The sequence below is a fragment of the Telluria sp. ZB2R32 genome (assembly GCF_059685715.1).
The window spans coordinates 519427-542823 of the sequence record NZ_JCASIG010000004.1 but is presented as its reverse complement, the minus strand read 5'-3'; the positions used below and the strand labels follow the sequence as shown (position 1 = coordinate 542823).

Annotated in this window: 26 protein-coding genes and 1 tRNA gene; 11 read left to right on the top strand and 16 right to left on the bottom strand. The window is 62.4% G+C overall.

The features are described 5' to 3' along the window. Positions 1-25 precede the first annotated feature (25 nt). From AC56LG_RS14885 to gpmA, 4 genes are read right to left on the bottom strand one after another with little or no spacing between them, the layout of a single operon-like run. Entirely contained in the window at positions 26-787 is a 762-nt protein-coding gene (locus AC56LG_RS14885) for a HesA/MoeB/ThiF family protein (protein ID WP_497166841.1), read from the bottom strand. A 25-nt stretch (positions 788-812) separates the two neighbouring features. Beyond that, positions 813-2291 carry a S41 family peptidase gene (locus tag AC56LG_RS14880; protein WP_497166840.1) on the bottom strand — a complete coding sequence of 493 codons (1479 nt, stop codon included), beginning with the start codon at positions 2289-2291 and terminating at the stop codon, positions 813-815. An 8-nt stretch (positions 2292-2299) separates the two neighbouring features. Beyond that, on the bottom strand, positions 2300-3727 hold the full coding sequence (locus AC56LG_RS14875) for a murein hydrolase activator EnvC family protein (RefSeq protein WP_497166839.1): 1428 nt from the start codon (positions 3725-3727) through the stop codon (positions 2300-2302). Between the two features lie 4 nt (positions 3728-3731). Further along, positions 3732-4478 (bottom strand): 2,3-diphosphoglycerate-dependent phosphoglycerate mutase, encoded by a 747-nt coding sequence (gpmA, locus tag AC56LG_RS14870; RefSeq protein ID WP_497166838.1) that lies wholly within the window; start codon positions 4476-4478, stop codon positions 3732-3734. 160 nt (positions 4479-4638) lie between these two features. Here gpmA and AC56LG_RS14865 point away from each other — a divergent pair, with 160 nt between their 5' ends. From AC56LG_RS14865 to AC56LG_RS14845, 5 genes are all read left to right on the top strand, one after another. Continuing rightward, entirely contained in the window at positions 4639-5040 is a 402-nt protein-coding gene (locus AC56LG_RS14865; protein WP_497166837.1) for a rhodanese-like domain-containing protein, read from the top strand. A 26-nt stretch (positions 5041-5066) separates the two neighbouring features. Further along, a complete protein-coding gene (gene grxC, locus AC56LG_RS14860; RefSeq protein WP_056342617.1) occupies positions 5067-5330 on the top strand; it encodes a glutaredoxin 3 in 264 nt (87 codons plus the stop codon). A 138-nt stretch (positions 5331-5468) separates the two neighbouring features. Next, positions 5469-5930: a protein-export chaperone SecB gene (gene secB, locus AC56LG_RS14855; RefSeq protein WP_056342613.1), complete on the top strand. Its 462-nt coding sequence runs from the start codon at positions 5469-5471 to the stop codon at positions 5928-5930. A gap of 136 nt (positions 5931-6066) precedes the next feature. Next, the gene (locus AC56LG_RS14850; RefSeq protein ID WP_497166836.1) at positions 6067-6510 is read left to right on the top strand and encodes an SH3 domain-containing protein; all 444 of its coding nucleotides are present in this window, start codon (positions 6067-6069) and stop codon (positions 6508-6510) included. 25 nt (positions 6511-6535) lie between these two features. Continuing rightward, complete coding sequence (locus tag AC56LG_RS14845) at positions 6536-7549, top strand: NAD(P)H-dependent glycerol-3-phosphate dehydrogenase (protein ID WP_497166835.1); 1014 nt, start codon at positions 6536-6538, stop codon at positions 7547-7549. A 35-nt stretch (positions 7550-7584) separates the two neighbouring features. Here AC56LG_RS14845 and AC56LG_RS14840 read toward each other — a convergent pair whose 3' ends face one another. The 4 genes from AC56LG_RS14840 to mscL are packed head-to-tail and all read right to left on the bottom strand — an operon-like array spanning position 7585 to position 10313. Beyond that, a complete protein-coding gene (locus tag AC56LG_RS14840; RefSeq protein WP_497166834.1) occupies positions 7585-7965 on the bottom strand; it encodes a cupin domain-containing protein in 381 nt (126 codons plus the stop codon). A gap of 8 nt (positions 7966-7973) precedes the next feature. Next, positions 7974-8669 carry a DUF2461 domain-containing protein gene (locus AC56LG_RS14835; protein ID WP_497166833.1) on the bottom strand — a complete coding sequence of 232 codons (696 nt, stop codon included), beginning with the start codon at positions 8667-8669 and terminating at the stop codon, positions 7974-7976. A 25-nt stretch (positions 8670-8694) separates the two neighbouring features. Further along, entirely contained in the window at positions 8695-9843 is a 1149-nt protein-coding gene (locus AC56LG_RS14830; protein ID WP_497166904.1) for a Do family serine endopeptidase, read from the bottom strand. Positions 9844-9878: 35 nt separating this feature from the next. Continuing rightward, positions 9879-10313, bottom strand: a complete 435-nt coding sequence (gene mscL / locus AC56LG_RS14825) for a large conductance mechanosensitive channel protein MscL (protein WP_497166903.1) — start codon at positions 10311-10313, stop codon at positions 9879-9881. A 305-nt stretch (positions 10314-10618) separates the two neighbouring features. Between mscL and petA the strand changes: the two genes are divergently transcribed. From petA to AC56LG_RS14795, 6 genes are all read left to right on the top strand, one after another. Continuing rightward, positions 10619-11233, top strand: coding sequence for a ubiquinol-cytochrome c reductase iron-sulfur subunit (gene petA, locus AC56LG_RS14820; RefSeq protein ID WP_192055251.1), 615 nt, complete (start codon positions 10619-10621; stop codon positions 11231-11233). A 1-nt stretch (position 11234) separates the two neighbouring features. After that, positions 11235-12650: a cytochrome b gene (locus tag AC56LG_RS14815; RefSeq protein ID WP_497166832.1), complete on the top strand. Its 1416-nt coding sequence runs from the start codon at positions 11235-11237 to the stop codon at positions 12648-12650. Positions 12651-12676: 26 nt separating this feature from the next. After that, the gene (locus AC56LG_RS14810; RefSeq protein WP_192055257.1) at positions 12677-13438 is read left to right on the top strand and encodes a cytochrome c1; all 762 of its coding nucleotides are present in this window, start codon (positions 12677-12679) and stop codon (positions 13436-13438) included. Between the two features lie 96 nt (positions 13439-13534). Then, positions 13535-14146, top strand: a complete 612-nt coding sequence (locus tag AC56LG_RS14805) for a glutathione S-transferase N-terminal domain-containing protein (protein ID WP_056342583.1) — start codon at positions 13535-13537, stop codon at positions 14144-14146. A 221-nt stretch (positions 14147-14367) separates the two neighbouring features. Next, positions 14368-14853: a ClpXP protease specificity-enhancing factor gene (locus tag AC56LG_RS14800; RefSeq protein WP_497166902.1), complete on the top strand. Its 486-nt coding sequence runs from the start codon at positions 14368-14370 to the stop codon at positions 14851-14853. A gap of 27 nt (positions 14854-14880) precedes the next feature. Continuing rightward, positions 14881-14956 (top strand) — tRNA-Thr (locus tag AC56LG_RS14795). A 509-nt stretch (positions 14957-15465) separates the two neighbouring features. Here AC56LG_RS14795 and AC56LG_RS14790 read toward each other — a convergent pair. The 8 genes from AC56LG_RS14790 to AC56LG_RS14755 form a co-directional block, all read right to left on the bottom strand. Further along, positions 15466-15777 (bottom strand): BON domain-containing protein, encoded by a 312-nt coding sequence (locus AC56LG_RS14790; RefSeq protein WP_497166831.1) that lies wholly within the window; start codon positions 15775-15777, stop codon positions 15466-15468. A gap of 92 nt (positions 15778-15869) precedes the next feature. Continuing rightward, positions 15870-16988: a LytR C-terminal domain-containing protein gene (locus AC56LG_RS14785; protein WP_497166830.1), complete on the bottom strand. Its 1119-nt coding sequence runs from the start codon at positions 16986-16988 to the stop codon at positions 15870-15872. Between the two features lie 16 nt (positions 16989-17004). Beyond that, complete coding sequence (locus tag AC56LG_RS14780; RefSeq protein WP_497166829.1) at positions 17005-17943, bottom strand: type II secretion system F family protein; 939 nt, start codon at positions 17941-17943, stop codon at positions 17005-17007. A 9-nt stretch (positions 17944-17952) separates the two neighbouring features. Then, a complete protein-coding gene (locus tag AC56LG_RS14775; protein ID WP_497166828.1) occupies positions 17953-18930 on the bottom strand; it encodes a type II secretion system F family protein in 978 nt (325 codons plus the stop codon). 33 nt (positions 18931-18963) lie between these two features. Beyond that, a complete protein-coding gene (locus AC56LG_RS14770) occupies positions 18964-20310 on the bottom strand; it encodes a TadA family conjugal transfer-associated ATPase (protein ID WP_497166827.1) in 1347 nt (448 codons plus the stop codon). A gap of 18 nt (positions 20311-20328) precedes the next feature. Continuing rightward, entirely contained in the window at positions 20329-21504 is a 1176-nt protein-coding gene (locus AC56LG_RS14765; protein WP_497166826.1) for a CpaE/TadZ family protein, read from the bottom strand. 65 nt (positions 21505-21569) lie between these two features. Beyond that, a complete protein-coding gene (locus AC56LG_RS14760; RefSeq protein ID WP_497166825.1) occupies positions 21570-21842 on the bottom strand; it encodes a hypothetical protein in 273 nt (90 codons plus the stop codon). Positions 21843-21851: 9 nt separating this feature from the next. Next, positions 21852-23390 carry a type II and III secretion system protein family protein gene (locus tag AC56LG_RS14755; protein WP_497166824.1) on the bottom strand — a complete coding sequence of 513 codons (1539 nt, stop codon included), beginning with the start codon at positions 23388-23390 and terminating at the stop codon, positions 21852-21854. Between the last annotated feature and the right edge of the window lie 7 nt (positions 23391-23397).

Genomic DNA, 23397 nt, shown 5'->3' with positions numbered 1-23397 from the left:
TTGCAGAGCAAAGCCGCAGGCGATATCAGGCGTGTGCAGGTCTTTCGGCACAGACAGGGCAAGCCGGATTGCGTGCCGCCCGGATTTCGCTCCACTCCATGGCGCGCGCATCGAGCATCAATAAACGTCCTGCCAGCGGGATGCCGATCCCGACGATCAATTTCAAGGCCTCGGCCGCCTGCACCGCGCCGACGATGCCGACCAGCGGCGCGAACACCCCCATCGTACTGCAGGCAACGTCTACAAAACCACTATCTTCGGGAAAGACGCAGGCATAACAGGGACAATCGGCGCGCCGCATGTCGAATACCGACAATTGCCCGTCGAAACGGATCGCCGCGCCTGCCACCAGCGGCACGCCGGCCGCCACGCAGGCGCGATTGACGGCATGGCGGGTAGCGAAATTGTCGCTGCAGTCGAGCACGACCGATGCCTGTTGTACCAGTTCGCGCAGGCGTTCGCCAGTGGCGCGTTCGCACAGGGCAGTGACAGTGACCTCAGGATTGATTTCGCGCAAAGCCAAGCGGCCGGACTCGACTTTTGGCGTGCCGATGCGGCCGGTCGTGTGCATCACCTGGCGCTGCAAATTGGTCAGATCGACCTCGTCGTCGTCGACCAGGATGATCCGGCCGACGCCGCTGGCGGCCAGGTACAGCGCCGCCGGCGAACCGAGGCCGCCGGCGCCAATGACGAGCACGTGCGCGGCCAGCAGGCGGGCCTGGCCTTCGATGCCGATCTCGTCGAGCAGGATGTGACGCGAGTAACGCAGGAGCTGCTGGTCGTTCATGGAAAGATGATTACCCACCTGCGCCTTATTTTTTCGAACCCTTCAGCTCCGGCGGCTTTGTCTCGCTACCCGGCAATTCCTTCGGCGCCGGTGGCGTGACTTCCACCGCTTCCGGCTGGGCGACTTTTACGGGCAACCCTTTGAAATGGTTCAGTGCTTGCGCCAGTTGAAAATCGTCCTTGCCGCCCAGTTCAAGCGGCTGACGGTTCTTCATCAGGGCCAGCGCGCGCTGCTTCTGCTCGGCGCCGTCGCGCGCTTCTTTCGCAGCCGCCGCGCCCGGTTTTTCGTTCTCGCCCGTCAAATGGCGCTGCAGATCGACTTCGCGCACGCGCAATGCGTTCAGGCCATCGCCCTCGGCCGTTTCCTCGACTTTCAGATCGGGCACGATGCCGCTGGCCTGGATCGGCCGGCCCTTGGGCGTGTAGTAGCGCGCCGTGGTCAGCTTGATGGCGGTGTCGGCCGATAACGGGCGCAGCGTCTGCACCGAGCCTTTGCCGAAGGTCTGGCTGCCCATCACGATCGCGCGCTTGTAGTCCTGCAGGGCGCCGGCGACGATTTCCGAAGCTGATGCCGAGCCGCCATTGACCAGCACCACCATCGGCACCGTTTTCAGGGCTGCCGGCAATTTCGCCAAGGGATCGGCGCCGCGCGGCGCATAGAATTCGCGCCGGCCATAGTAATTCTGGTTCGAATCCTGTAACTGCCCCTTGGTCGAGACGATCAGCTGTTCCTTCGGCAGGAAAGCCGTCGACACGCCGATCGCACCCGGCAGCAGCCCGCCTGGGTCGTTGCGCAGGTCAAGGACTAACCCCTTGATGTTCGGATTGGCGGCATACAGCGCCTGCGTTTTACTGGCCAGTTCCTCGAGCGTGGCTTCCTGGAACTGACTGATGCGCACCCAGGCGTAATCGGGCTCGACCATCTTGGCTTTCACGCTCAGCACGCGGATTTCCTCGCGCGTGACCGGCACCACCCAAGGGCGGTCCTCGCCACGGCGCGCGATCGTCAGCGTCACCTTGCTGCCGGGCTTGCCGCGCATTTTCTTGACGGCGTCGTCGATCGACAAGCCTTTGACTGGAACATTGTCGATGCGCGTGATCAGGTCGCCGGCCTTGATGCCGGCGCGGTAGGCGGGCGAATCCTCGATCGGCGAGACGATTTTCACGTAGCCGTCTTCGGCCGCGACTTCGATGCCGACGCCGACGAATTTGCCCTGCACGCTTTCGCGCATCTCGCGGTAGGCCTTCTGGTCGAGGTAGACCGAATGCGGGTCGAGCGCGGCGACCATGCCGCCGATGGCGTCCGACAGCAGTTTCTTGTCCTCGACCGGCACCACGTAATCGCTTTTGATGAGACCAAAGACATCGGCCAGCTGGCGCAGTTCGTCCAGCGGCAGCGGGCTCGCCTCTCCCTTCTGCGCCCAGGCCGATACCTGCACCGTCAGCGCCACGCCGGCCACCACACCGAGGCCGACCAGCCCCATGCTTTTTACTTTGTTACCCATCGCTGCCCCTAGAATTTGACCCAGCTTGCGGGATCGAAGGCTTTACCGAGATGCCTGAGCTCAAAGTATAGTCCCGATTCCTCGTTACCGCCGGTGTTGCCCGCGCTCGCGATCGGCTCGCCCGCGCGCACCGCGTCGCCCGCCCGTTTCAGCAAGGTCTGGTTGTTGGCGTAGATCGATAAATAGCTGCCGCCGTGGTCGACGATGATCAGGTTGCCGAAGCCGCGCATCCAGCCCGAATGCACCACGCGCCCGACCGCCACCGCGCGCACTTCGGTACCTTCCGGCGCCTTGATGAACATGCCTTTCCAGCTCGGGCCGTCGCCGCCGCGCTTGGCGCCGAAGCGCGCCGCAATCGTGCCGCTGACCGGGGCGTTCAGGCGCCCGCGCATGGCGGCAAAGGCGCCGGCCGGCGCGGCGGGCGCCAGCGAAATGTCGGGCGTGCGCTCTTCCTGCTTCGGCTGCTCGGCCACTTTCGGTTCTTCCGGCTCCGGCGGCAAGGGTTTCGGCGCCGGCTTGCCGGCTTTCGCCGCTTCGCGCGCCAGGCGGTCGCGCTCGGCTTTAGCGGCGGCGCGCGCCAGCGCCCGCGCTTTCGCGGCGGCGGCGGCCTCGGCCCTGGCTTTGGCGCGCGCGGCGGCCAGCGCTTCCTGGCGCTTGCGCTCGGCTTCGGCCTGCTCCGCGATCAGGCGCGTCAGCTTGTCGACCAGGCCGCTCATGCGCTGTTCGTCGCGCTGCAGGCTGTCGGCCTGTTTTCTCTGCGCCACCAGTTTGCTCGACAGCTCGCCCAGCAAGGCGGCCCGTCGCGCCTTTTCCTTTTCCAGCACGGCTTTCTGGTCGCGCTGTTCCTCGGCGATTTCCTCGAGTTCGGTCTTGGCGTTCTCGACCTTCTCGCGGTTTTGCTCGACCTGCGCCAGGTTCGTGTTCAGCGCGGCCAGCAATTTTGCCTGCGCCTGCGACACGTACGCCATCATCTGCAAATCGCGGTTGATCCGGTTCGGGTTGTCGCCCGACAGCAGCAGTTTGATGCGGTCTTCATTGCCGGCTACATAGTGCTCACGCAACAGGGCAGACAATTGTTTCTTTTGATGAACAATTGTTTGTGCCAGCCGTTCCTGCTCGGTGGCCAGGTCTTGCAGGCGCACGTTGGTTTCCAGCGTTTCCTGTCCCAGGTCGCGCAGCGCGCGGTTGGCGTTCGAGATCGCTTCTTCCGACTCGGCCAGGTTGTCGGCGACGTCTTCTTTTTCGCTCTCGGTGCGGTTGATCTCTTTTTTCAGCGCCGTCAGCTTTTGCTGGATACCGGCGCGCTGGGCCTCCGCCGCCGCCTTCTGGCGGCTGCGTTCGGTAGGCTTGGCGGCCGCGAGAGCGCCCGCCGCGCTCAAGGCCAGCAAGCCGCTCAGCAGTGCGCTGGCGGCTACCTTCTTGATAGGAAAGCGCAAGACTTTACTTTGCCTTCCCTTGGTTCGCCACGGCGGCGACCGCTGCGGCGATCGCATCCTGGTCGCCCAGGTAGTAGTGGCGGATCGGCTTCAGGCTTTCGTCGAGTTCGTAGACCAGCGGCTGGCCGTTCGGAATGTTCAGGCCGACGATGTCGGCATCGCTGATGTTATCCAGCATCTTGATCAGCGCGCGCAGGCTGTTGCCGTGGGCTGAAATCAGGATCTGCTTGCCGGAACGGATGGCCGGGGCGATCTCTTCTTCCCACACCGGCATCACGCGCGCCACGGTGTCTTTCAAACATTCGGTCAGCGGAATCTGCTCTTTCGGCAAGCCGGCGTAGCGCGGATCGTTGAACGATGCGCGCGGGTCGTTTTCTTCCAGCGCCGGCGGTGGCGTGTCATAGCTGCGGCGCCAGACCAGCACCTGCTCGTCGCCATACTTGGCGGCGGTCTCGGCCTTGTCGAGGCCCTGCAAACCGCCGTAATGGCGTTCGTTCAGGCGCCAGTCGTTCTTGATCGGCAGGTACATCTGATCCATCTCATCGAGCGCCAGCCACAGCGTGCGGATCGCGCGTTTCAAGACCGAGGTGTAGGCCATGTCGAACGCGAAGCCGGCGTCGCGCAGGGCGCGCCCGGCATTCTTCGCTTCATTGATGCCCTTCTCGGTCAGGTCGACGTCGACCCAGCCGGTAAACCGGTTGGCCAGGTTCCAGGTGGATTCGCCATGGCGCATGAATACGATTTTGTACATAAGCTCTTCTTTACTTTAATTAAAAACCTGCGAAAGGGACTCAGGTAGCCGTGCCGGGCGGCTGTGCCGTTGGGCGCTGAAGATTCCCGAGGTCGCCAAAAGATTCCTGTCCGGCTTCTATTTTATAATGCGCGGATTGTGTTCAACCATTGGAAGCCTTGTGAAATTCATCCTCGATAATATCTTCATCGTCGCCATTGCCGTCGTTTCCGGTGGCGCGCTGCTGTGGCCCGCCCTGGCGCCGAAGGGCCGCCGCGCCACCGCGCTGCAGGTTACCCAGCTGATCAACCGCGGCAAGACCACGATTCTCGACGTCCGTAGCGCCGACGAATTTGCCGCTGGTCATGTGCGCGACGCGAAAAACATTCCGCTGGCAGACTTGGGCAATCGCATCGGCGAACTGGAAAAGTCGAAAGGCCGTACCGTCGTCGTCATTTGCCAGAGCGGTGCCCGTTCGGACAAGGCCGTGCGCCAGTTGAAGGCGGCCGGTTTCGAAGATGCCCTCAGCCTGGAAGGCGGCTTGACCGCCTGGACGGCTGCTGGTTTGCCGGTAACCAAGTAAAAGACATCAGACAGGAAGGAAATACCATGAGTGCTCACGTTGTCCTGTATCACACTGCCAGCTGCCCGTATTGCGTCCGCGCCGAGCGCCTGCTCGAAGCGAAGGGCGTGACGGAAATCGAACGCATCCGTGTCGACCTCGACCCGGAACAGCGCCAGATCATGATGCAAAAGACCGGTCGCCGCACGGTGCCGCAGATTTATGTCGGCGAAACGCACGTCGGCGGCTTCGACGACCTGTATGCGCTGGACCAGGCCGGTCGCCTCGATCCCTTGCTCAAGGGCGAGTAAGGCGGGGCGGGGCTCAAAAAGGCGCCCCGCGGGAGTATTGCATCCAAATTGATTTTGATACAATTGCCGCTGCGTTGACTCCAAGCCGCACGGGGGCGGCGCTTTGCCGTCCCTCTTACTTCATAACGAAAGCGTTCCATGTCCGACGAAAACCTGCAACCAGTCTTCCAAATCCAACGCGTCTATCTGAAAGACATGTCGCTGGAGCAACCAAACTCCCCAGCCATCTTCCTCGAACAGGAAGCCCCGACCATCGAGGTCTCGCTGGACGTTGGTGCTGAAGCCATCGCCGATGGCATCTACGAGTCGACCGTGACCATCACCGTGACCGCCAAGGTCAAGGACAAGGTCGCTTTCCTGGTCGAAGGCAAGCAAGGCGGCATCTTCGAGGCACGCAACATCCCTGCCGACCAGATGGACCCACTGCTGGGCATCGGCTGCCCGAACATCGTGTATCCATACCTGCGCGCGAACATCGCCGACGTGATCACCCGTGCCGGCTTCCCGCCAGTGCACCTGGCCGAGATCAACTTCGAAGTGTTCTACCAGCAGCGCCGCCAGGCGATGGCTGAAGCCGCTGCAGCCGCACCGGCAAACTAAGTAGTAGCCAGTTCAGCCGGTCCGGCTGGATTGTTGTGATGGGCATTCTTGCCGCGCCTTTGGCAACAAAAGCGCGGTGCGGATGCCCTTCCTGCCATCTTGGCGTCTGGTTGTACGAGCGAGCCCGGGCCTTGCCATGACCATTTCCCGATTATTGTTCGCCATGTTGCCGGTGCTGGCCTGCGCGCACGTCTGCGCCGCCGACTTTCGTTCCATCGGTGCGCCCTCGGTGGTGCTGTACGATGCGCCCTCCATAAAAGGAATGAAACGCTACGTCGCGCCGCGCGGCATGCCGGTCGAGATCGTGGCGCGCTACGGCGCCTGGGTCAAGATACGCGATGCCGATGGCGAACTGGCCTGGACCGAATCGAACGGACTGTCGGCGCGCCGCAATGTCGTGGTAAAAGCGGCATCGGCCAGGGTGCACGCCGCTCCCGATGACAATGCCGCCATCCTCATGACCGCCGACAAGGGCGTGCTGCTCGAACTGAGCGACCCGCAGGCGAGCGCCTGGGCGCGCGTACGGCACGAGGACGGTATCGCCGGTTTCGTGCGCGCGGCCGAAGTCTGGGGTCTCTGAATCCAACTATGCAAGAACTCAAACCATGACCAAGATTACTGTTCTCGGCGCCGGCGCCTGGGGTACAGCCGTCGCCATCGCGGTGGCCGCACGCCACGACGTGCTGCTGTGGGGCCGCAACGCCGAACAAATGGCGACCACCGCGGCCGCGCGCGAGAACACGACCTATTTGCCCGGCCAGCCGCTGCCGGACAGCCTGCGCGTGACGGCCGACTTCGAGGCTGCGCTGGCGCACGTGCTCGATGCCGGTCCCGCCGAGGCACCGCTGCTGATCGCCGCCTGTCCGGTGGCCGGCCTGCGGCCCCTGCTCGAACAATTGAAAGGGCGTGCAATCCCGAATGTCGTCTGGCTCTGCAAAGGGTTTGAATACGGCACCGGCTTGCTGCCGCACCAAGTCGTGCGCGAGGTATTGGGCAACGCGGTGCCGGGCGCAGCCCTGTCGGGCCCGTCGTTCGCGCAGGAAGTCGCGCGCGGCCTGCCCTGCGCCCTGACCGTGGCGTCGAGTTCGCGCGCCTTGCGCGACAACGTCGTCGCCACCGTCCACGGCGGCAACCTGCGCGTGTATGCCTGCGACGACGTGGTCGGCGTGGAAGTCGGGGGGGCAGTCAAAAACGTGCTGGCGATTGCTACAGGTACTGCAGACGGCCTCGGCCTCGGCCTGAATGCGCGCGCCGCCCTGATCACGCGCGGCCTGGCCGAGATCACCCGCCTCGGCACCGCGCTCGGTGGCCAGGCCAGCACTTTCATGGGCCTGACCGGGATGGGCGATTTGATCCTGACCTGCACCGGAGACCTGTCGCGCAACCGCCGCGTCGGCCTGGCGCTGGCGCAGGGTAAACCTTTGGAGACGATCGTGGCCGAACTTGGTCACGTGGCCGAGGGCGTGCCCTGCTCGAAAGCGGTACGCGACCTGGCGGCGACGCTGGGCGTGGACATGCCGATCACGAATGCCGTGGCGGCAGTGCTGTTTGATGGCTATGACGCGGCCGAGATGGCGAAGCAGTTGCTGGCGCGCGATCCGCGTAACGAATTGGCGTAGGTAGTGCAGGTGGGCACGGCGTGCCCACCATCCGATTACTTGTCCTGCCCTGCCCCGGCGCCGGTATGGGTCGGCCCGCCGGTGCGCACCGGCCCCAATAAAATCGTCATCAAGACCACCGCATCCTCGTTGGCGCGGATGCCGTGCGGCTCGCCGCCAATCAGGTACAGCATCTCGTTCGGGCGCAGCACGACACTGTTGCCGTGGGCGTCGACGATGATCTCGCCTTCCAGGCACAGCAAGGTCACTTCTCCCTCGACCCGGTGTTCCGGCATCGGCTTGTCCTTCGGGACGATCAGCCGGATCAGTTCCATGTGCTCGGTCTTCGCCAGCGCGATCGACGTGAAATTGGCAATGTCGTCTTCGCCGCGTTGCAAGGCGATCCGTTCGCCCGATGCTGCGTGTTGCAAGGCCATGTCGCCTCCTATTGTTCACTATCCTCGGTTGTATGGGGCACTTCGCGCAGCCAGGTCACCAGCGCGAACGCATCCTTGAATCCGCGCGCCAGCCGCGGCACCAGCTCGTCCGGATCGTTCACCTTGAGTGGCAGTTCCGTCCACACGAAAAAGCTTTTCAGCTTGATGTGCTTGATATGCGGGTGCGCTGGGTCAAACCCTTTTGGCGGACGCTGCAGTTTGTCTTCATCCAGCAGGTCGCCATAGGTCGCGCGCAGGTGTTTATTCTTTAATATTTTCGCGAAACCTGTCGCATCGTTGACCACGTGTTCCCGGATCGCCTTTAGCCGCGCGGCGGGCGGCAGGTATTCGCCGGCGCCAATGCCGAGGGTGCCGTTGCCGTCGATCTGGAAATAATAGGTCGAGCCGCCGCCTTCGCTCGGACGACGTCGATTGTTCGGCGTGATGCCGGCCGAAAAGCGGGTTTTATAGGGGCTCTTGTCGTTCGAAAAGCGGATGTCGCGGTTGATGCGGAACATTGCCTTTTTCGGGTCGACGGCGGCGACCTGGCGGTCGAACTTGGAGAGCTCACGGATCAATTCCGTGACCACTTCCAGAAACTCTTCGCGCAGGATGTCATAGCGCGGCTTGTTCATGATGAACCAGGGACGGGTGTTGTTTTCGCTGAGCTCGCTTAGAAATTGCGTCAAGTCACGCAGATGCATGGAAAATCCGAAAAGTAGTAAAAAATCAGGGAGAGGGACGGGGGCGCTTGCCGACGGTGACATCGACCGTCGCTTCGCGGTTCTGGCGCATCAGTTTCAGACGCGCCTTGGCGCCGGGCGCCAGCTGGGCGATCAGGTTCAGCATCTCGCCGGTATTGCTGACGTTCTGCCCTTCGACGGCGAGCAGGATGTCGCCCGGGCGCACGCCGGCGCGGTCGGCTGGACCATTGCGCACGACGCCGGCGATGATGGCGCCGCTCTGGCGGCCAAGGCCGAAACTGGTGGCCAGTTCCGGGGTGATGTCCTGCGATTCGATGCCAATCCAGCCGCGCACCACCTGCCCATGCTTGATGATCGATTCGAGCACGTTGCGCGCAGTCGAGACGGGAATGGCGAAACCGATGCCGATCGAGCCGCCGGTCTGCGAATAAATCGCCGAATTAATGCCCAGCAGGTTGCCGTTGGTATCGACCAGCGCCCCGCCCGAATTACCGAAGTTGATCGCGGCATCGGTCTGGATGAAATTCTCGAAATGGTTGATGTGCAGGTTGTTCCGTCCCAGGGCCGAAATGATGCCCATGGTGACGGTCTGGCCGACGCCGAACGGATTGCCGATTGCCAGCACCACGTCGCCGACACGGGCGTCGTCCGGCTGGCCCAGCACCATGACCGGCAAATTGCGTTCGTTGATGCGGATCACGGCAAGGTCCGTTTCCGGATCGGTGCCGACCATGCGCGCGGCCGCCTTGCGGCCGTCGGCCAGGCCGACCTCGATCTGGTCGGCGCCTTCGACCACGTGGAAGTTGGTGATGATGTAGCCTTCTGCGCTGACGATCACGCCCGAGCCCAGGCTCGACATCTGCTCCTGGGGTGGTGCGCGGTCGCCGAAAAAACGGCGGAAGAACGGGTCTTTCAAGATCGGATGGGCTTCGCGCGACGCCTTGCTCGTAAGGATGTTCACCACCGCCGGCATCGCCTTGCCGGCGGCTGCGCGATAACTCTCGGCCACGGCGCCAGACTGGGCCTGCAGCACCGGCACCGTGCGCGCGCCGGGGCCGACCGGCACCTGGACCGGAGAGCGCCCGAGCCAGTCCGGGCGCATGGTCGCGACAACAAAATACAGCGCGAGTGCGACCGTCACCACCTGGGCGAACAGCAGCCACAGCCGGCGCAACGGCGAGGCCGGGCGGATGGTGATGACGTCGTTTTTCACTGTGGGGGTGTTTTACGCAGCGAGTCGCGGATTTCGCGCAGCAGCAGGATGTCTTCCGGCGTGGCCGGCGCCTTGGCCGCCTCGGCTGGCGCCAGGCGTTCGCGCATGCGGTTCATCAGGCGCACCATCTGGAAAATGATGAAAGCCAGAATAATAAAATTCAGCAAGATCGTCAGGAAATTGCCGTAGGCGAGTACGGCGCCGGCTTTTTTCGCTTCGGCCAATGCCAGGCCTGTTGCCTGGTTATTCAAGGGTATATAGTAATTCGCGAAATCGAGCCCGCCGAAAATCTTCCCGATCGGCGGCATGATGACGTCCTGCACCAGGGAATCGACAATGCGTCCGAATGCGCCGCCGATGATCACGCCGACCGCCAGGTCGACGACATTGCCGCGCATCGCGAATTGCCTGAACTCATTCATCATCGACATTGTTTTCTCCTTTGGATGGATGGGATTATCCAGGTCGATGATACCGCAAGCGCTTTTTATGCGTTGCGCACCACGCCCTTGGCTGCCCGCGCGACGAGGCCGCTCATTGTCCGACTGCCCCGTCGGCAAGCCGATCACGCACCTGCCGCGGCACCGGATCGCTAACCCGAGGGCAGTCCTGTTTCACCGCCTTTGCACACCCAATATTTTTTCTCCAATAAAGATTGCCATTCACATATAATTTTGTGTTGCTGCAAGCTCTTCATTGATTTCCAAGATTCGTAATTTCACGGAGTGGGGTTGGTATGAGTAATGATAAGCAGGTCGATTCAGGCCGACGCGGTTTGCTCGTTGCGACATGCGCAGCGGGCGGCGTCGTCGGTGTGGCCACGGCAGGTGCCCTGGTCAGTACCTTCCAACCGTCCGAGCGCGCGAAAGCTGCCGGCGCTCCGGTCGAAGTGGATATCTCGGACGTCAAACCGGGAGAAATGAAGGTCGTCGAATGGCGCGGCAAACCAGTGTGGATCTTGCGCCGCACGCCCGAAATGCTCGCCAGCCTGCCGAAGAACGACGCACTCGTTGCCGATCCCAAGTCCGAAAAGATCTTCCAGCTCGATATGCCCGAGTATGCGAAGAACGAATTCCGCGCCCGTCCCGAACATAAAGAGGTGCTCGTTACCGTCGGTATTTGCTCACACCTGGGCTGCTCGCCCTCCTCGCGTCTGAGCGAAGGGCCGCAGCCGAACCTGCCTGACGACTGGCACGGCGGCTTCCTGTGCCCATGCCACGGCTCCACTTTCGACCTTGCCGGCCGCGTCTTTAAAAACAAGCCTGCGCCGACGAACATGGACATTCCTCCGTACATGTATCTCGCCGATAACAAGATCGTGATCGGCAAAGACGAGAAAGGCGAGGCATAACATGGGCGCCGCATTCAAGGAAACGAAACTGCCGGCCAACGCGCCGGCCGGCCACAAGGCACTGGCCTGGGTGGACGACCGCTTCCCGCTGTCGAAACTCTGGAACGACCAATGGGGCAAGTACTACGCCCCGAAAAATTTCAATATCTGGTACTTGTTCGGCTCGCTCGCGATGCTGATCCTGGTGCTGCAAATCGTGACTGGCATCTTCCTGACGATGCACTACAAACCAGATGCCAACCTGGCCTTCGGTTCGGTCGAATACATCATGCGTGAAGTACCCTGGGGCTGGCTGGTGCGCTACATGCACTCGACCGGCGCCTCGGCGTTCTTCATTGTCGTCTACCTGCATATGACCCGCGGCCTGCTCTACGGTTCCTATCGCAAGCCGCGCGAATTGATCTGGATCTTCGGCTTTGCCATCTTCCTGTGCCTGATGGCCGAAGCTTTCTTCGGCTACCTGCTGCCATGGGGGCAGATGTCGTACTGGGGCGCCCAGGTGATCGTCAACCTGTTCGGCGCGATTCCCGTCATTGGCCCCGACCTGTCGCTGTGGATCCGCGGCGATTATGTCGTTTCCGATGCGACCCTGAACCGCTTCTTTGCCTTCCACGTCATCGCCCTTCCGCTGGTGTTGCTGGGCCTGGTTGCGGCGCACCTGATCGCGCTGCACGAAGTCGGTTCGAGCAACCCGGACGGCATCGAAGTCAAGGATCACATCGGTCCTGACGGCCATCCGCTCGACGCGATTCCGTCGCACCCGTACTACACGACCAAGGATTTGTTCGGCGTCTCGATGTTCTTGCTGATCTTCTCGGCGGTCGTGTTCTTCGCTCCGGAAATGGGTGGCTACTTCCTCGAGTACAACAATTTCATTCCGGCCGACTCGATGAAGACGCCGCCGCACATCGCGCCGACCTGGTATTTCACGCCTTTCTATTCGGTGCTGCGTGCGACCACCGCCGACTTCATGTATGTGCTGATGGCGGCGATCGCGCTGTACGTCGTCTTTATCTGGATGAAGTCGCGCCTGTCTTTCAAAGCCAAGGTCGCGATTGCGGCAATTGCCCTGGTTTTGATCATCGGCATGCTGCCGCAGGTACTGGAAGCGAAATTCTGGGGCGTGGTGCTGTTCGGTTCGTCGGTCGTGATCATCGCCTTGCTGCCATGGCTCGATCATTCTCCGGTGCGCTCGATCCGCTACCGCCCGGACTGGCACAAGTGGGTGTATGCGCTGTTCGGCCTGTCGTTCGTGGCGCTCGGCTATCTCGGCACCCAGTTGCCGACGCCGGCCTATACCTTGATTTCCCAGGTGTGCACGCTGTTGTACTTCAGCTTCTTCCTCCTGATGCCGTGGTGGAGCGCCGCCGGCCGGTTCAAACCGGTGCCGACGCGCGTGACTTTCCATCCGCATTGATCGCAGGCTCAAGCTTAAGGACAACCATGAACTTCACCAAGAAACTGATTGCGGTCCTGGCGCTGGTGCCGGGACTGGTATTCGCAGCCGAGGGCGGCTTTCCACTGGACCGCGCGCCCGAGCGCAGCGACATGGCGTCGCTGCAAAACGGCGCCAAGCTGTTCGTCAACTATTGCCTGAATTGCCACTCGGCCTCGTCGATGCGCTACAACCGCCTGCGCGATCTCGGCCTGTCCGACGAGCAGATCAAGACCAATCTGTTGTTCTCCGCCGACAAAGTGGGAGAGCTGATGAAGACGGCGATGCGCCCGGACGATGCCAAGGCCTGGTTCGGTGCGGTGCCGCCGGATCTGTCGGTGATCGCGCGCGCAAAATCGTCGCCGGCCGGCAGCGGCGCCGACTATCTGTACACCTATCTGCGTACTTTTTACAAGGACGACGCGCGCCCGACCGGCTGGAATAACATGGTCGTGCCGAACGTGGCCATGCCGCACGCGATGTGGCAATTACAGGGCGTACGCACCGTCAAAATGGTCGAAGAGACCGATCCGCACGACGCTGCCAAAAAGATCCACAAGTTTGCCGGCTGGGAGCAAGTGGCGCCGGGAACCATGTCGGCGACTGACTTCGACACCGCGACGGCTGACCTGGTTGCCTATCTCAGCTGGATGGCTGAGCCAGCGCAAGGAACCCGCAAGAAACTTGGTGCTATCGTGCTGATTTTCCTGTCAGTATTTGCTTTCCTGGCTTGGCGATTGAACGCGTCCTACTGGAAAGATCTGAAGTAATTCGTTTTCATTGCCCGCTTGGCTATAATACGGGCAATTATTATTCGGGGTGAGTCGCTCGGCGCTCGCCCCTTTGTTTCTTAAGGAACGCCAATCATGATGGTTCTCTACTCCGGCACCACGTGCCCGTTCTCGCAACGTTGCCGCCTTGTCCTGTTCGAAAAAGGCATGGATTTCGAAGTGCGCGACGTCGACCTGTTCAACAAACCGGAAGACATCTCGACGATGAATCCATACGGCCAGGTTCCGATCCTGGTCGAACGCGAACTGATCCTGTACGAATCGAACATCATCAACGAGTACATCGACGAGCGCTTCCCGCACCCGCAGCTGATGCCGGCCGACCCGCTGATGCGTGCCCGTGCCCGCCTGATGCTGTTCAACTTCGAGAAGGAACTGTTCGTCCACGTGCACGTCCTGGAAAGCGACCGCAACAAGACGAACGAAAAGGCCCACGACAAGGCGCGCGCCGAAATCCGCGACCGCCTGACGACGCTGGCGCCGCTGTTCCTGAAGAACAAGTACATGCTGGGCGACGAATTCTCGATGCTCGACGTGGCGATCGCCCCGCTGCTGTGGCGCCTGGACCACTACGGCATCGAACTGTCGAAGACCGCCGCGCCGCTGATGAAGTACGCCGAGCGCATCTTCTCGCGTCCGGCCTACATCGAAGCGCTGACGCCATCGGAAAAGGTGATGCGCCGTTAAAGCGCGCTACCCATGGCGCGCTGCTTGGCGGAAGCACCATGGGTACACTTTTCCGGCGCCAGTGTTGCGACGTCGTTTGACATTCCGCACTAAGCTGGCACCTTGCATTTGTACGTTCCACACGCGTTCGCCGGCATTGACTCAGGCGGCAAGCGTGTGTGGCTGCGGTGGCGCATCCGTTCGCCGACCCATTGACGGATCATTGTTTATTTCATCTGCACATGCCTGACATTTCCACCAAGCCTTATTTGCTGCGCGCGCTATATGAATGGTGCACCGACAGCGGTTTCACGCCCTATCTCGCAGTCAAGGTCGACGCGGCCACGACAGTTCCGATGGAATACGTCAAGAAGGGCGAAATCATCCTGAATATCGCCTATGGCGCTACGTCCGGGCTGAAAATGGACAACGACGCCATTCACTTCCGCGCCCGTTTCGCAGGTGTCTCGCGCGAAATCTATGTGCCGGTGCAAAACGTGCTCGCCATCTACGCTAACGAAAACGGTCAAGGCATGGCTTTCGACGTCAGCACCACCGCCGCCGAGATGGCGCCACCGGCAGACGAACCTGCCACTGGCGCGCCAACGCTGTCGGCGGTGCCTGATTTCACCAGCCCGGCGCCTGCGGCAGAGGTGTCGCATTCGCCCGACGACGATAACGAGCCCCCGAAAAAAGGCGGCCGTCCGACGCTGACACGCATCAAATAGCGCTATAATTCCTGCCGTACAGATTACGCCGGCTTAGCTCATTTGGTAGAGCAGTTGATTTGTAATCATCAGGTGGCCAGTTCGAAACCGGCAGCCGGCACCAATTCAGTCGAGCAAAAGCCCAGCCTTCATGGTTGGGCTTTTTGCTTTTCGGACTCGATGCGCTGGGATGATGCTCGTCCCGGGCGCATCATGTGCACAAGCTGGTGCACCGCGGCAGGGCGCGGCGCGTCATCTTGCGCTTCTGTTGGCGCACTTTCCATGCGCGTCTAGCGCGTGTTCTGACGAGAAACGGGGTTCTGGACAAGGGCATGGTTCTTGCTGATGTGTCGGTATCGGCATCGAACTGCGTTCGATGTCTCTCCCATCTCGACAAGGACTGCCGATGTCTCCTTCCCTGCGCCACCATCGCTTCGTTGCGGCGACTTTTGCTGCCGCTTCTATCGCATGCCCGGTCCAAGCCCATGAGGCAAACATGCCGCACCTGATCCACATCTACGAGGGCCAGGTTGCGCTTGGTGTGGTGGTGCTGTCGCTGCTGGGCGCGGGTTGGCTGATCAGGCGCGCGCTGCGCCGTTGAGCCGCACTTGCCCTCTCACGCGTAAGCAACCTTTATTTCAGGACGGTGTTGTTACGCACTTCCTTCACACCCTTGACCCCGCGCGCGATTTGTACCGCTTTTTGGGCGCTCTCGCGCGACTCGACAAAGCCGCTCAGCTGTACCGTGCCTTTGAATGTCTCCACATTGACTTCGGTGGCCTTCACAGTGGGGTCGGCGGCAAAGGCGGCCTTGATCTTGCTGGTGAGGACGGTATCGTCGATGTATTCACCCGCCCCTTCGCGCGTGCTGGTCGGCGCGCAACCAACCAGCAGGAACACCGTCAAGGCGGCCAATACTGAGGTGAAACGCTGTGCAATGTTCATGGCAACGCTCCCGTGAGATGAAAGATCATTCCATTTTCGGGTGGACGCATCGACAGCGTTTGACGAAGAACAAAGGTGGCAGGCTGCCGCGCTCACGGCGCTTTGGTTGCCGACTCCGTCACCGCCAGGGTGTGAGCAGGTTGCAAGGCTGGACGCAGCACGAGTTGGCCGCGTGCCAGATCTTCGCCGAGGACCAGGCGCAGATCGGTGGGCTTGCAATTGTCGATCTGCACGATCTGGACCGGGTCGAAGCGGTCCGTCTGGCGGTCGCCCAGACGCTGGGCCAGCCGTTCGGCAGCAGCGCGGTAGTCCGCATGATGCTCGATGCGGGTACGCCGTACCTGAAAACCTTTTTCGTTGCTTAGCCGGGTTACTTGCAATCCATCGCCAACCATCTTGCGCGACAGCGCGCGTGCCATGCCGGTCACTCCGTTCCCGTTGCGTATTTCCAGCAACACGAAGTCAAGGCGCGACCGGGGAGCCGTCGGGATCGGCGCGGGGGCCGGTGCCCGTTGCGCCAACGCGCCCTGCGCCGGCACACGTAACAGCTCAAGCGTGCCGTCGGCGGCGGTACGCACCTCGGTTGCCGTCCAGCCGGTATCGGGCCGCGCCGGACGCGCGACCGCGGCTTCAATGGCGGCCACCGCCGTACCGCCGACCGTCGCGTAATCGCCCCGGAAATCGTGGTCACGCAGCGTAGCGGCCTGGCGGAACATCAATGCGGCGCGTTGGTCGTGGCCAAGGCGGCGCAGGCTCTCGCCCAGGTTGTTCCAGGCCCGATGGTCGAGTGGATCGAGGACGCAGGCCTTTTCCAATGCTGTCACCGCGTTTTGAAAATCGCCGCCCAGCAGATAGGCATAGCCGAGGTTGGCGAACAGATAGGCGCCGTCCGGCCCGGTGCCAGGCGTCAATTCATCGATCAACGCACGCCAGATGGGGATGGCTTGGGCGAAGTCGCCCTGCCGTGCAAACGCCGCAGCCAATGCATTGCGCGCGCGGATATGCCGTGGTGCAGAGGCGAGTACCGCGCGGTAGGCGGTAATTGCTTCATCGTAGCGGCCGGCCACATGATGCTGGCGCCCCTGGTCGTATGCGCGCTCGGCATCCGCAGCCGGCGCGGCATCGGGCTGACGCGAGACGTCGGCGCAGGCGAGCAGCAGTGCAGCGGCGCACAATACCGAGATTTTCTTGGCGATGCGTCGGGTTTGCATGGACATTCTCCTCGGTTCAGGGAGCGCCGTTGACGGCGCCGAGCGTACGGCTCAACTGGATTCCGGCCGGCCCCAGCAGGACCATCAGCAGCGTTGGGAAAATACAAAAGATGAGGGGGAACAGCAGTTTCAAACCAATTTTGGCGGCGCATTCTTCCGCCAGCAGGCGCCGCTTGTTACGCAGGTTGTCCGAATACACGCGCAGCGAATCGCCGACACTGGTACCGAAGCGCTCGGACTGGATCAGCATGGCGACCAGTGTATCGACGTCGTCGACGCCGCTGCGCAGGGCGAAGTTGCGCAAGGCACGTTCCTTGCTGAAGCCGGCACGCATTTCCATCAGGACCAGTTGCAACTCCTGGGCCAGTGTCACGCTTTTGATATGGATCTCGCCCGCCACTTTCACGAACGCCCGCTCCAGGCTCAGCCCAGCCTCGACGCAGACGGTGAGCAGGTCGAGGGCATCGGGCAAGGTCTCGAAAATCTCGCGCTGGCGGCGGCGTGCGATGCGGCTCAGGCTAACGTTCGGCATGTAATAGCCAACCGCCGCCGTCAACAGCAGCAGGAACAGGAGCTGGAGGCCGGACAGTGCAATCACGGCGGTCGCGACCAGCACGCCGACGAGGGCCGGTCCGAGCAATGCCAGGGCTGTCTTCGCGGCGAAGAACAGGGCTGGCGCAACCGGGTTGCGCCAGCCCGCATTCATGAAGCGGGTGCGCAGCTGCGACTTTTCCCAGCCCTCTTCCGGGATCGACAGCTTGGTCAGCGGCTGGGTGATCTTGGCGACCCGCTCGACCCAGCCATCGGACTCGAGCTGGGTGGTATCGGACTTCCCGATGAAACGGCGCAGCCGGGTACGCAGCGCTTCTGGCGCGAACAGCATCATCGCCAGCCAGGCGAGTGCGCAGACGATACCGAAGACGATCAGCAGGAACGATAATTGTGCGGCATTCATTGCAGCTCCTTAAATGCGAATGCGGATGACCTTGCGCAGCCAGACGACGCCGAATAGGATCATGCCGGCCGCGTACCACAGCAGGCGTACCCCGCTCGGGTCGGTCCACAGCAGGCTGACGTAATCCGGATTGACCAATGCCAGCACCAGCATCACGCCAAACGGCAGGAGGCCGAGGATCCAGGCCGACATGCGCCCCTCGGCCGACAGCACGCGGACCTGGGCCACCAGCTTCAATCGGCTGCGGATAATGGTACTGATGTTGCCGAGGATCTCGGCCAAGTTGCCGCCGGACTCGCGCTGGATCAACACCGCGATGATCAGGTAGCGCAGGTCGGTGAGGGGAATGCGCGCCGCCATGTTATGCAGCGCTTCGGCCAGCGGGACGCCATAGTTGATTTCCTCGCGCGCCAGGCGAAACTCGCTGCTCAGCGGTTCCGGCAGCTCGTTGCCGACGATTTGCAGCACATTCGTAAACGAGTGTCCGGCACGCAGTGCGCGTGCGATGAAATCAGCGGCGTCGGGTAACTGGTACTCGATACGGCCCAGGCGCCGCGTGCGTGCACGCCGTACCAGGAAGTAGGGAATGGCAAGTGCCGGCAACATCAGCACGAGGCGTATCCCCAGCGGCAGCGGCCAGCGCGTGCTGGCAAGCAAAACCAGCAGGAATGCCAGCAGCGAACAGCCGAGGAAGCGTTCGACGGTCAGCACGCTGCCGGCCTGGACCAGCAAGGCGTCGATCCGCTGCAAGGGTGGGATCTGGTGCAGCAGGCGATCGAAGCCGTCATGGGCACTGAAGCGGCGCTGCTTCAGGATCGAGATGCGTTCTCCCGAGCGCCCCATCCCGCCGGACATGACCTGCAGGCGGCGCGCGATACGCTGGGCGGCTTTGCCGTGGGTGCTCGACCACCACAGATAAACGCCCTCGATCAGCAGGATCACGGCGGCGAACAGAAACACGGTGAAGCTGTAGAAAAGCAGGTCCATGGCGCGGCTCCACTGCAGGCACAGCCTGCGGGTTCATTGGAAAATGCGGTCGGGATCGAAGGTGTCCTCGGGGAGTGCGACGCCGTACATCTTGAGGCGGTCGGCGAAGCGTGGACGCACCCCGGTAGCGGAAAAATGGCCAAGCACCTTGCCGTCGCGATCGACGCCGGTCTGCTCGAAACGGAAGATTTCCTGCATCGAGATGATCTCCCCTTCCATGCCGGTGATTTCCTGGATGCTGACCAGTTTGCGGCCGCCGTCGATCAGGCGTGCAGCCTGCACCACCACCGTCACCGCCGAGCAGATCTGCTGGCGAATCGCACGCGGCGTCAGACTGACACCAGCCATACCCACCATGTTTTCCAGGCGCGACAAGGCGTCGCGCGGGGTATTCGAGTGGATCGTCGCGAGCGAGCCTTCGTGACCGGTATTCATCGCCTGCAGCATGTCGAGCGCCTCGGGGCCGCGCACTTCGCCGAGGATGATGCGGTCGGGACGCATGCGCAGCGCATTCTTGACCAGTGCGCGCTGCGTGACCTCGCCCTTGCCTTCGATGTTGGCCGGCCGCGTCTCAAGACGCACCACGTGCGGCTGGCGCAGTTGCAGCTCGGCTGCGTCTTCGATGGTGACGATGCGCTCGTTGGCGGGGATGAAACCGGACAGCAGGTTGAGCATCGTGGTCTTGCCGCTGCCGGTGCCACCCGATATCAGGATGTTGATCTTGGCGATTCCCAGTCCTTGCAGCACCTTCATCATCGGCGGCGTCACGCTCCTGTAGTCGAGCAGGTTCTGCACCGTCAACGGCGAGGCGCCGAAGCGCCGGATCGACAGGATCGGTCCGTCGACTGCCAGTGGCGGGATGATCGCATTCACGCGCGAGCCGTCGGGCAGGCGCGCATCGACCATCGGACTCGATTCGTCGACGCGGCGTCCCACGCGCGAAACGATCTTCTCGATGATCTTCATCAGGTGGGCGTTGTCGTGGAAGATGATGTCGGTCAGTTCCAGTTTGCCGCGACGCTCGACGTAGACGCGGCTGGCCGTATTGACGAGGATATCCGAAACAGTCGGATCGTTCAGCAGCGGTTCGAGCGGACCGAAGCCGAGCATTTCGTGCTGAATGTCGAGCACGAGATTGTGACGCTCATGCTGGTTGAGGACAATCCGCTCTTCCTCGATGATGCGCTGGATGAGTAGTGCCAGCTCGTGCTTGAACTGCTCGGCGGTCAGGCGCTTGAGGCGTTCCAGATCGATCCGGTCGAGGATCATCTGGTGCATCATCTTTTTCAATTCCTGATAAGCGCCGTTGCCGGCTTCAGCCGGCAGCACGCCGGCCTTGCGGTCATCGTCCGAAATGGAAAGGCGTTCACGCAACGACATGGAGTTCTCCTCGCGAAATCAATACTCGGCTTCCCCGCGCCCGAACAGGCGCTCGAACAAGCCACGGGTTTCAGGGGCGCGCCGCGCGGTGACCAGTTCCACCAGGTCGGCCAGGCTGCGCGCCGCGGCGCTGGTGCGTGACAGTTCGAGAACCGGGACGCCCTGGTTGACCGAATCGGTGACAGCGACGTAGTCGTTCGGCACGGTATGCACGACTTCGCAGCCGAGCGACGCGTGCAGGTCGGGCAGGCGCAGGCGGCCGCCTTTTTCGTAGCGGTTGACGATCAGGCGGATCGTCTCGAGGGGATAACCGAGGGAGCGGAAAATGTCGAGCAGCCGGCGTGCATCACGGATGTCGGGCAGCGCCAGCTGCAGCACCGGGTAGATGGTATCGGTGCTGTCGAGCGCGCGCAGCGAGACGGCGTCGATCTGGCGGCCGACATCGAGCACGATGTAGTCATAGTGCTGGCGTGCCACGCGCAAAATCGCGTCGATGTGTTCCGGCTTGGCTTCCTTCGCCTGTGACGGGTCGTCGGCTGCGGCCAGCACGCCGAAGCCGCGTGTGACGTGCACCAGGCAGGAGTCGAGAAATGGGCCGTCGATACGTGCGATCTGTTCGCATACGTCGGACAGCGTCATCGCCGGCTTCTGGTCCGAGACATACAGCGCGGCGTCGCCGAACTGGCCGTGCAGGTCGATCAGGAGGACCTTCTTTTCGGCCAGCGTGGCCAGCGCATAGCCAAAATTGGTCGAAATGAAGGTGGCGCCGCTGCCGCCCTTGCAGGCGATAAAAGCGAGTACCTTGCCGTCGCGTAGTTGGGCGACACCGGCAGCAGTGGCGATGCGGTCCATCGCTTCGTGAAAGGCCCGGTGCACCAGCGGCAGCTGCAGTACTTCGCGCACCCCCGCGCGCATCGCACGAATCAGGAATTCAGGCTGATGCTCGCTAGTGAGCAGGATGAATTGCGCTTCCGGGAACTGGCGTGCCATGCGTTCAAGCAGGTTGGCATCGTCAGGTGTTCCGTCTCCGGCATCGACAATCACCACGCTTGGCGCCTCCCCCAACGGCCGGTCGAGCGCCTCGCGCATCGAAACACGGCTGTTGGCGACATTCAGCGGCGGCACGCGTGCCGCGCCCTGGGAGGCGAGTTCGGCAAACAGCAGGCTGTCGCGGCTGATCAGAAGGGCTTTCATGACAATCCTCGTGGACGCACTTGGGTTGAAAATGACGGAGGAATTGCAGCCGCGCGCCGCTCAGCTTATTTTCCGCCGCCGAGTGTATTGAGCAGCGGCACGCTGGCCGCGGCGTCAGGCTGGATGAAGGAACGCTGGTAGCGCTCATGCGCGGCGCGTGCCGCCGGCCCGTCGATGCCGTTGGCAGGATTGGTATTGGCCGCCGCGCGTGGATCGACCGTTTGCGCCGTGAGGTTGGCACGTACCGCCATGCCAAAGTTTTTTTCGAAGCGCGGCGCGGTCGAGCAGCCTTGCAGCAGCAGCAGCGCCACGATTCCTGCGATTGTCCTGGTGAACATTGCCGTCTCCTATTTGAGTTCGAATCCGTCGACGCTCTGGCCGGTGCGCGCGCTTGGCGCCGGTGGCTTTGCCGTACCCTCAAGCCGGCCGCCAAGCATGAGCGCGGCGCGCGACGGGGCTTCGACGCCATCGGTCGGCAGTGCATAGCCCGTGGCCGTCAATGGCTTGACCAGGCGCGCCGTGATCACGAAGACGAGTTCGGTGCGGTCCTGCTGGAAGTCGGTACTGCGAAACAGCGCGCCCAGCACAGGAACCTCGCCCAGCACCGGAAGTCCCTTCAGCCCGGTCACCAGGTTGTTCTTGATCAGGCCACCGATGGCGAAACTTTGGCCGTCATACAGCTGCACCGTGGTACTGGCACGGCGCGTGGTAACGACCGGCAGGATTGCACTGGCGTTAAGGCCCGTGGCATTGATGCCGATGCCTTCGCGCGACAGCTCGGATACTTCGGGGGCGACACGCAAGTTGATCCGGCCACCGCCCAGCACTGTCGGGGTAAAGCGCAGCCCGACCCCAAATTCCTTTTCTTCCAGCGTGATCCGGTTGTTGTCCTGTGCCACCGGTATGTAAAACTTGCCGCCTGCGAGGAAGCTGCCTTCCTGGCCGCTGATGGCCATGACATTCGGCTCGGCCAGCACCCGCACCAGGCTGTCCTGGGTCTGGGCGGCGACGCCATAACCGTTGCCGTTCGGGCGCTTTGAACCCAATTCGCTTTTCAGGGTGCCGCTCAGGAAGTTCGTCGCCAGCGTGGTTGCCCAACTGCTGGCACCAAAAAAGCTCCAGTTGGTGCCGCTTTCGAGCTTTTCGAGCAGGCTTTTGGACACCTCGGCCACTTTCACTTCAAGTTGTACCTGCTGCGGCGCCGCCACCGCGAGCAGGTTCACCAGGCGTGGACCGGCCACAGCGGCCGCAGCATCCGCGCCGTTCGGCGCCAGGTCCTTCGGTACAGCGCCTAGCGGACGCAGCGGACGGCGGACGTAAGCGGTGGCCAGTTCGGCGGCGCGGGCCACTGCCGATGCGTCCGATACGGTCCCGGTCAATACCAGCGAATCGGCGGCGGCCAGTACGCGAATGTCCTTCTCCTCGGGCATGACGGCGGCCAGCGTCGCCTGCAGCGCGCTAGGGTCCATCGACACTGTGATATCGAGTACGCTGCACAAACCGCTGCGGCCCTGGACGATCATGTTGGTGGTACCAACGTCGACGCCGGCGATGTACAACGTGTCAGGCGACACCAGCATCGCCTGCACGACTTCCGGATTGCCGACACTGCGGTTTTGGACAACTTCCGGCAGGCGCATCAAGGTCGATTTACCCATCTGCAACGCAACCTGGGCAGGACGAGCCGCTTCGCCGCTGCAGCGTGGTCCGGCGCCGGTACGCTCGCCGGCAACCGGCGCGGCCTCGGCCTGGGGATTCACGCGGGCCGCATGCGCGGCGCCGGCCAGCGTCAAAGCCATGCCGCCCAGCGCGCATTGGCGCAACAGGGAACCCAGGCCGGCGCGCGGATGAATGGAGTAGCCGGACGGTTTTGAACTGGTGTTCATGATTTCA

What these genes read in the sequence shown, in the direction of transcription:
- AC56LG_RS14885 (WP_497166841.1), bottom strand. Translation starts at nt 787, where the DNA reads ATGAACGACCAGCAGCTCCTGCGTTACTCGCGTCACATCCTGCTCGAC.
- AC56LG_RS14880 (WP_497166840.1), bottom strand. Translation starts at nt 2,291, where the DNA reads ATGGGTAACAAAGTAAAAAGCATGGGGCTGGTCGGCCTCGGTGTGGTG.
- gpmA (WP_497166838.1), bottom strand. Translation starts at nt 4,478, where the DNA reads ATGTACAAAATCGTATTCATGCGCCATGGCGAATCCACCTGGAACCTG.
- grxC (WP_056342617.1), top strand. Translation starts at nt 5,067, where the DNA reads ATGAGTGCTCACGTTGTCCTGTATCACACTGCCAGCTGCCCGTATTGC.
- secB (WP_056342613.1), top strand. Translation starts at nt 5,469, where the DNA reads ATGTCCGACGAAAACCTGCAACCAGTCTTCCAAATCCAACGCGTCTAT.
- AC56LG_RS14850 (WP_497166836.1), top strand. Translation starts at nt 6,067, where the DNA reads ATGACCATTTCCCGATTATTGTTCGCCATGTTGCCGGTGCTGGCCTGC.
- AC56LG_RS14845 (WP_497166835.1), top strand. Translation starts at nt 6,536, where the DNA reads ATGACCAAGATTACTGTTCTCGGCGCCGGCGCCTGGGGTACAGCCGTC.
- AC56LG_RS14840 (WP_497166834.1), bottom strand. Translation starts at nt 7,965, where the DNA reads ATGGCCTTGCAACACGCAGCATCGGGCGAACGGATCGCCTTGCAACGC.
- AC56LG_RS14835 (WP_497166833.1), bottom strand. Translation starts at nt 8,669, where the DNA reads ATGCATCTGCGTGACTTGACGCAATTTCTAAGCGAGCTCAGCGAAAAC.
- mscL (WP_497166903.1), bottom strand. Translation starts at nt 10,313, where the DNA reads ATGTCGATGATGAATGAGTTCAGGCAATTCGCGATGCGCGGCAATGTC.
- petA (WP_192055251.1), top strand. Translation starts at nt 10,619, where the DNA reads ATGAGTAATGATAAGCAGGTCGATTCAGGCCGACGCGGTTTGCTCGTT.
- AC56LG_RS14815 (WP_497166832.1), top strand. Translation starts at nt 11,235, where the DNA reads ATGGGCGCCGCATTCAAGGAAACGAAACTGCCGGCCAACGCGCCGGCC.
- AC56LG_RS14810 (WP_192055257.1), top strand. Translation starts at nt 12,677, where the DNA reads ATGAACTTCACCAAGAAACTGATTGCGGTCCTGGCGCTGGTGCCGGGA.
- AC56LG_RS14805 (WP_056342583.1), top strand. Translation starts at nt 13,535, where the DNA reads ATGATGGTTCTCTACTCCGGCACCACGTGCCCGTTCTCGCAACGTTGC.
- AC56LG_RS14800 (WP_497166902.1), top strand. Translation starts at nt 14,368, where the DNA reads ATGCCTGACATTTCCACCAAGCCTTATTTGCTGCGCGCGCTATATGAA.
- AC56LG_RS14790 (WP_497166831.1), bottom strand. Translation starts at nt 15,777, where the DNA reads ATGAACATTGCACAGCGTTTCACCTCAGTATTGGCCGCCTTGACGGTG.
- AC56LG_RS14785 (WP_497166830.1), bottom strand. Translation starts at nt 16,988, where the DNA reads ATGCAAACCCGACGCATCGCCAAGAAAATCTCGGTATTGTGCGCCGCT.
- AC56LG_RS14780 (WP_497166829.1), bottom strand. Translation starts at nt 17,943, where the DNA reads ATGAATGCCGCACAATTATCGTTCCTGCTGATCGTCTTCGGTATCGTC.
- AC56LG_RS14775 (WP_497166828.1), bottom strand. Translation starts at nt 18,930, where the DNA reads ATGGACCTGCTTTTCTACAGCTTCACCGTGTTTCTGTTCGCCGCCGTG.
- AC56LG_RS14770 (WP_497166827.1), bottom strand. Translation starts at nt 20,310, where the DNA reads ATGTCGTTGCGTGAACGCCTTTCCATTTCGGACGATGACCGCAAGGCC.
- AC56LG_RS14765 (WP_497166826.1), bottom strand. Translation starts at nt 21,504, where the DNA reads ATGAAAGCCCTTCTGATCAGCCGCGACAGCCTGCTGTTTGCCGAACTC.
- AC56LG_RS14760 (WP_497166825.1), bottom strand. Translation starts at nt 21,842, where the DNA reads ATGTTCACCAGGACAATCGCAGGAATCGTGGCGCTGCTGCTGCTGCAA.
- AC56LG_RS14755 (WP_497166824.1), bottom strand. Translation starts at nt 23,390, where the DNA reads ATGAACACCAGTTCAAAACCGTCCGGCTACTCCATTCATCCGCGCGCC.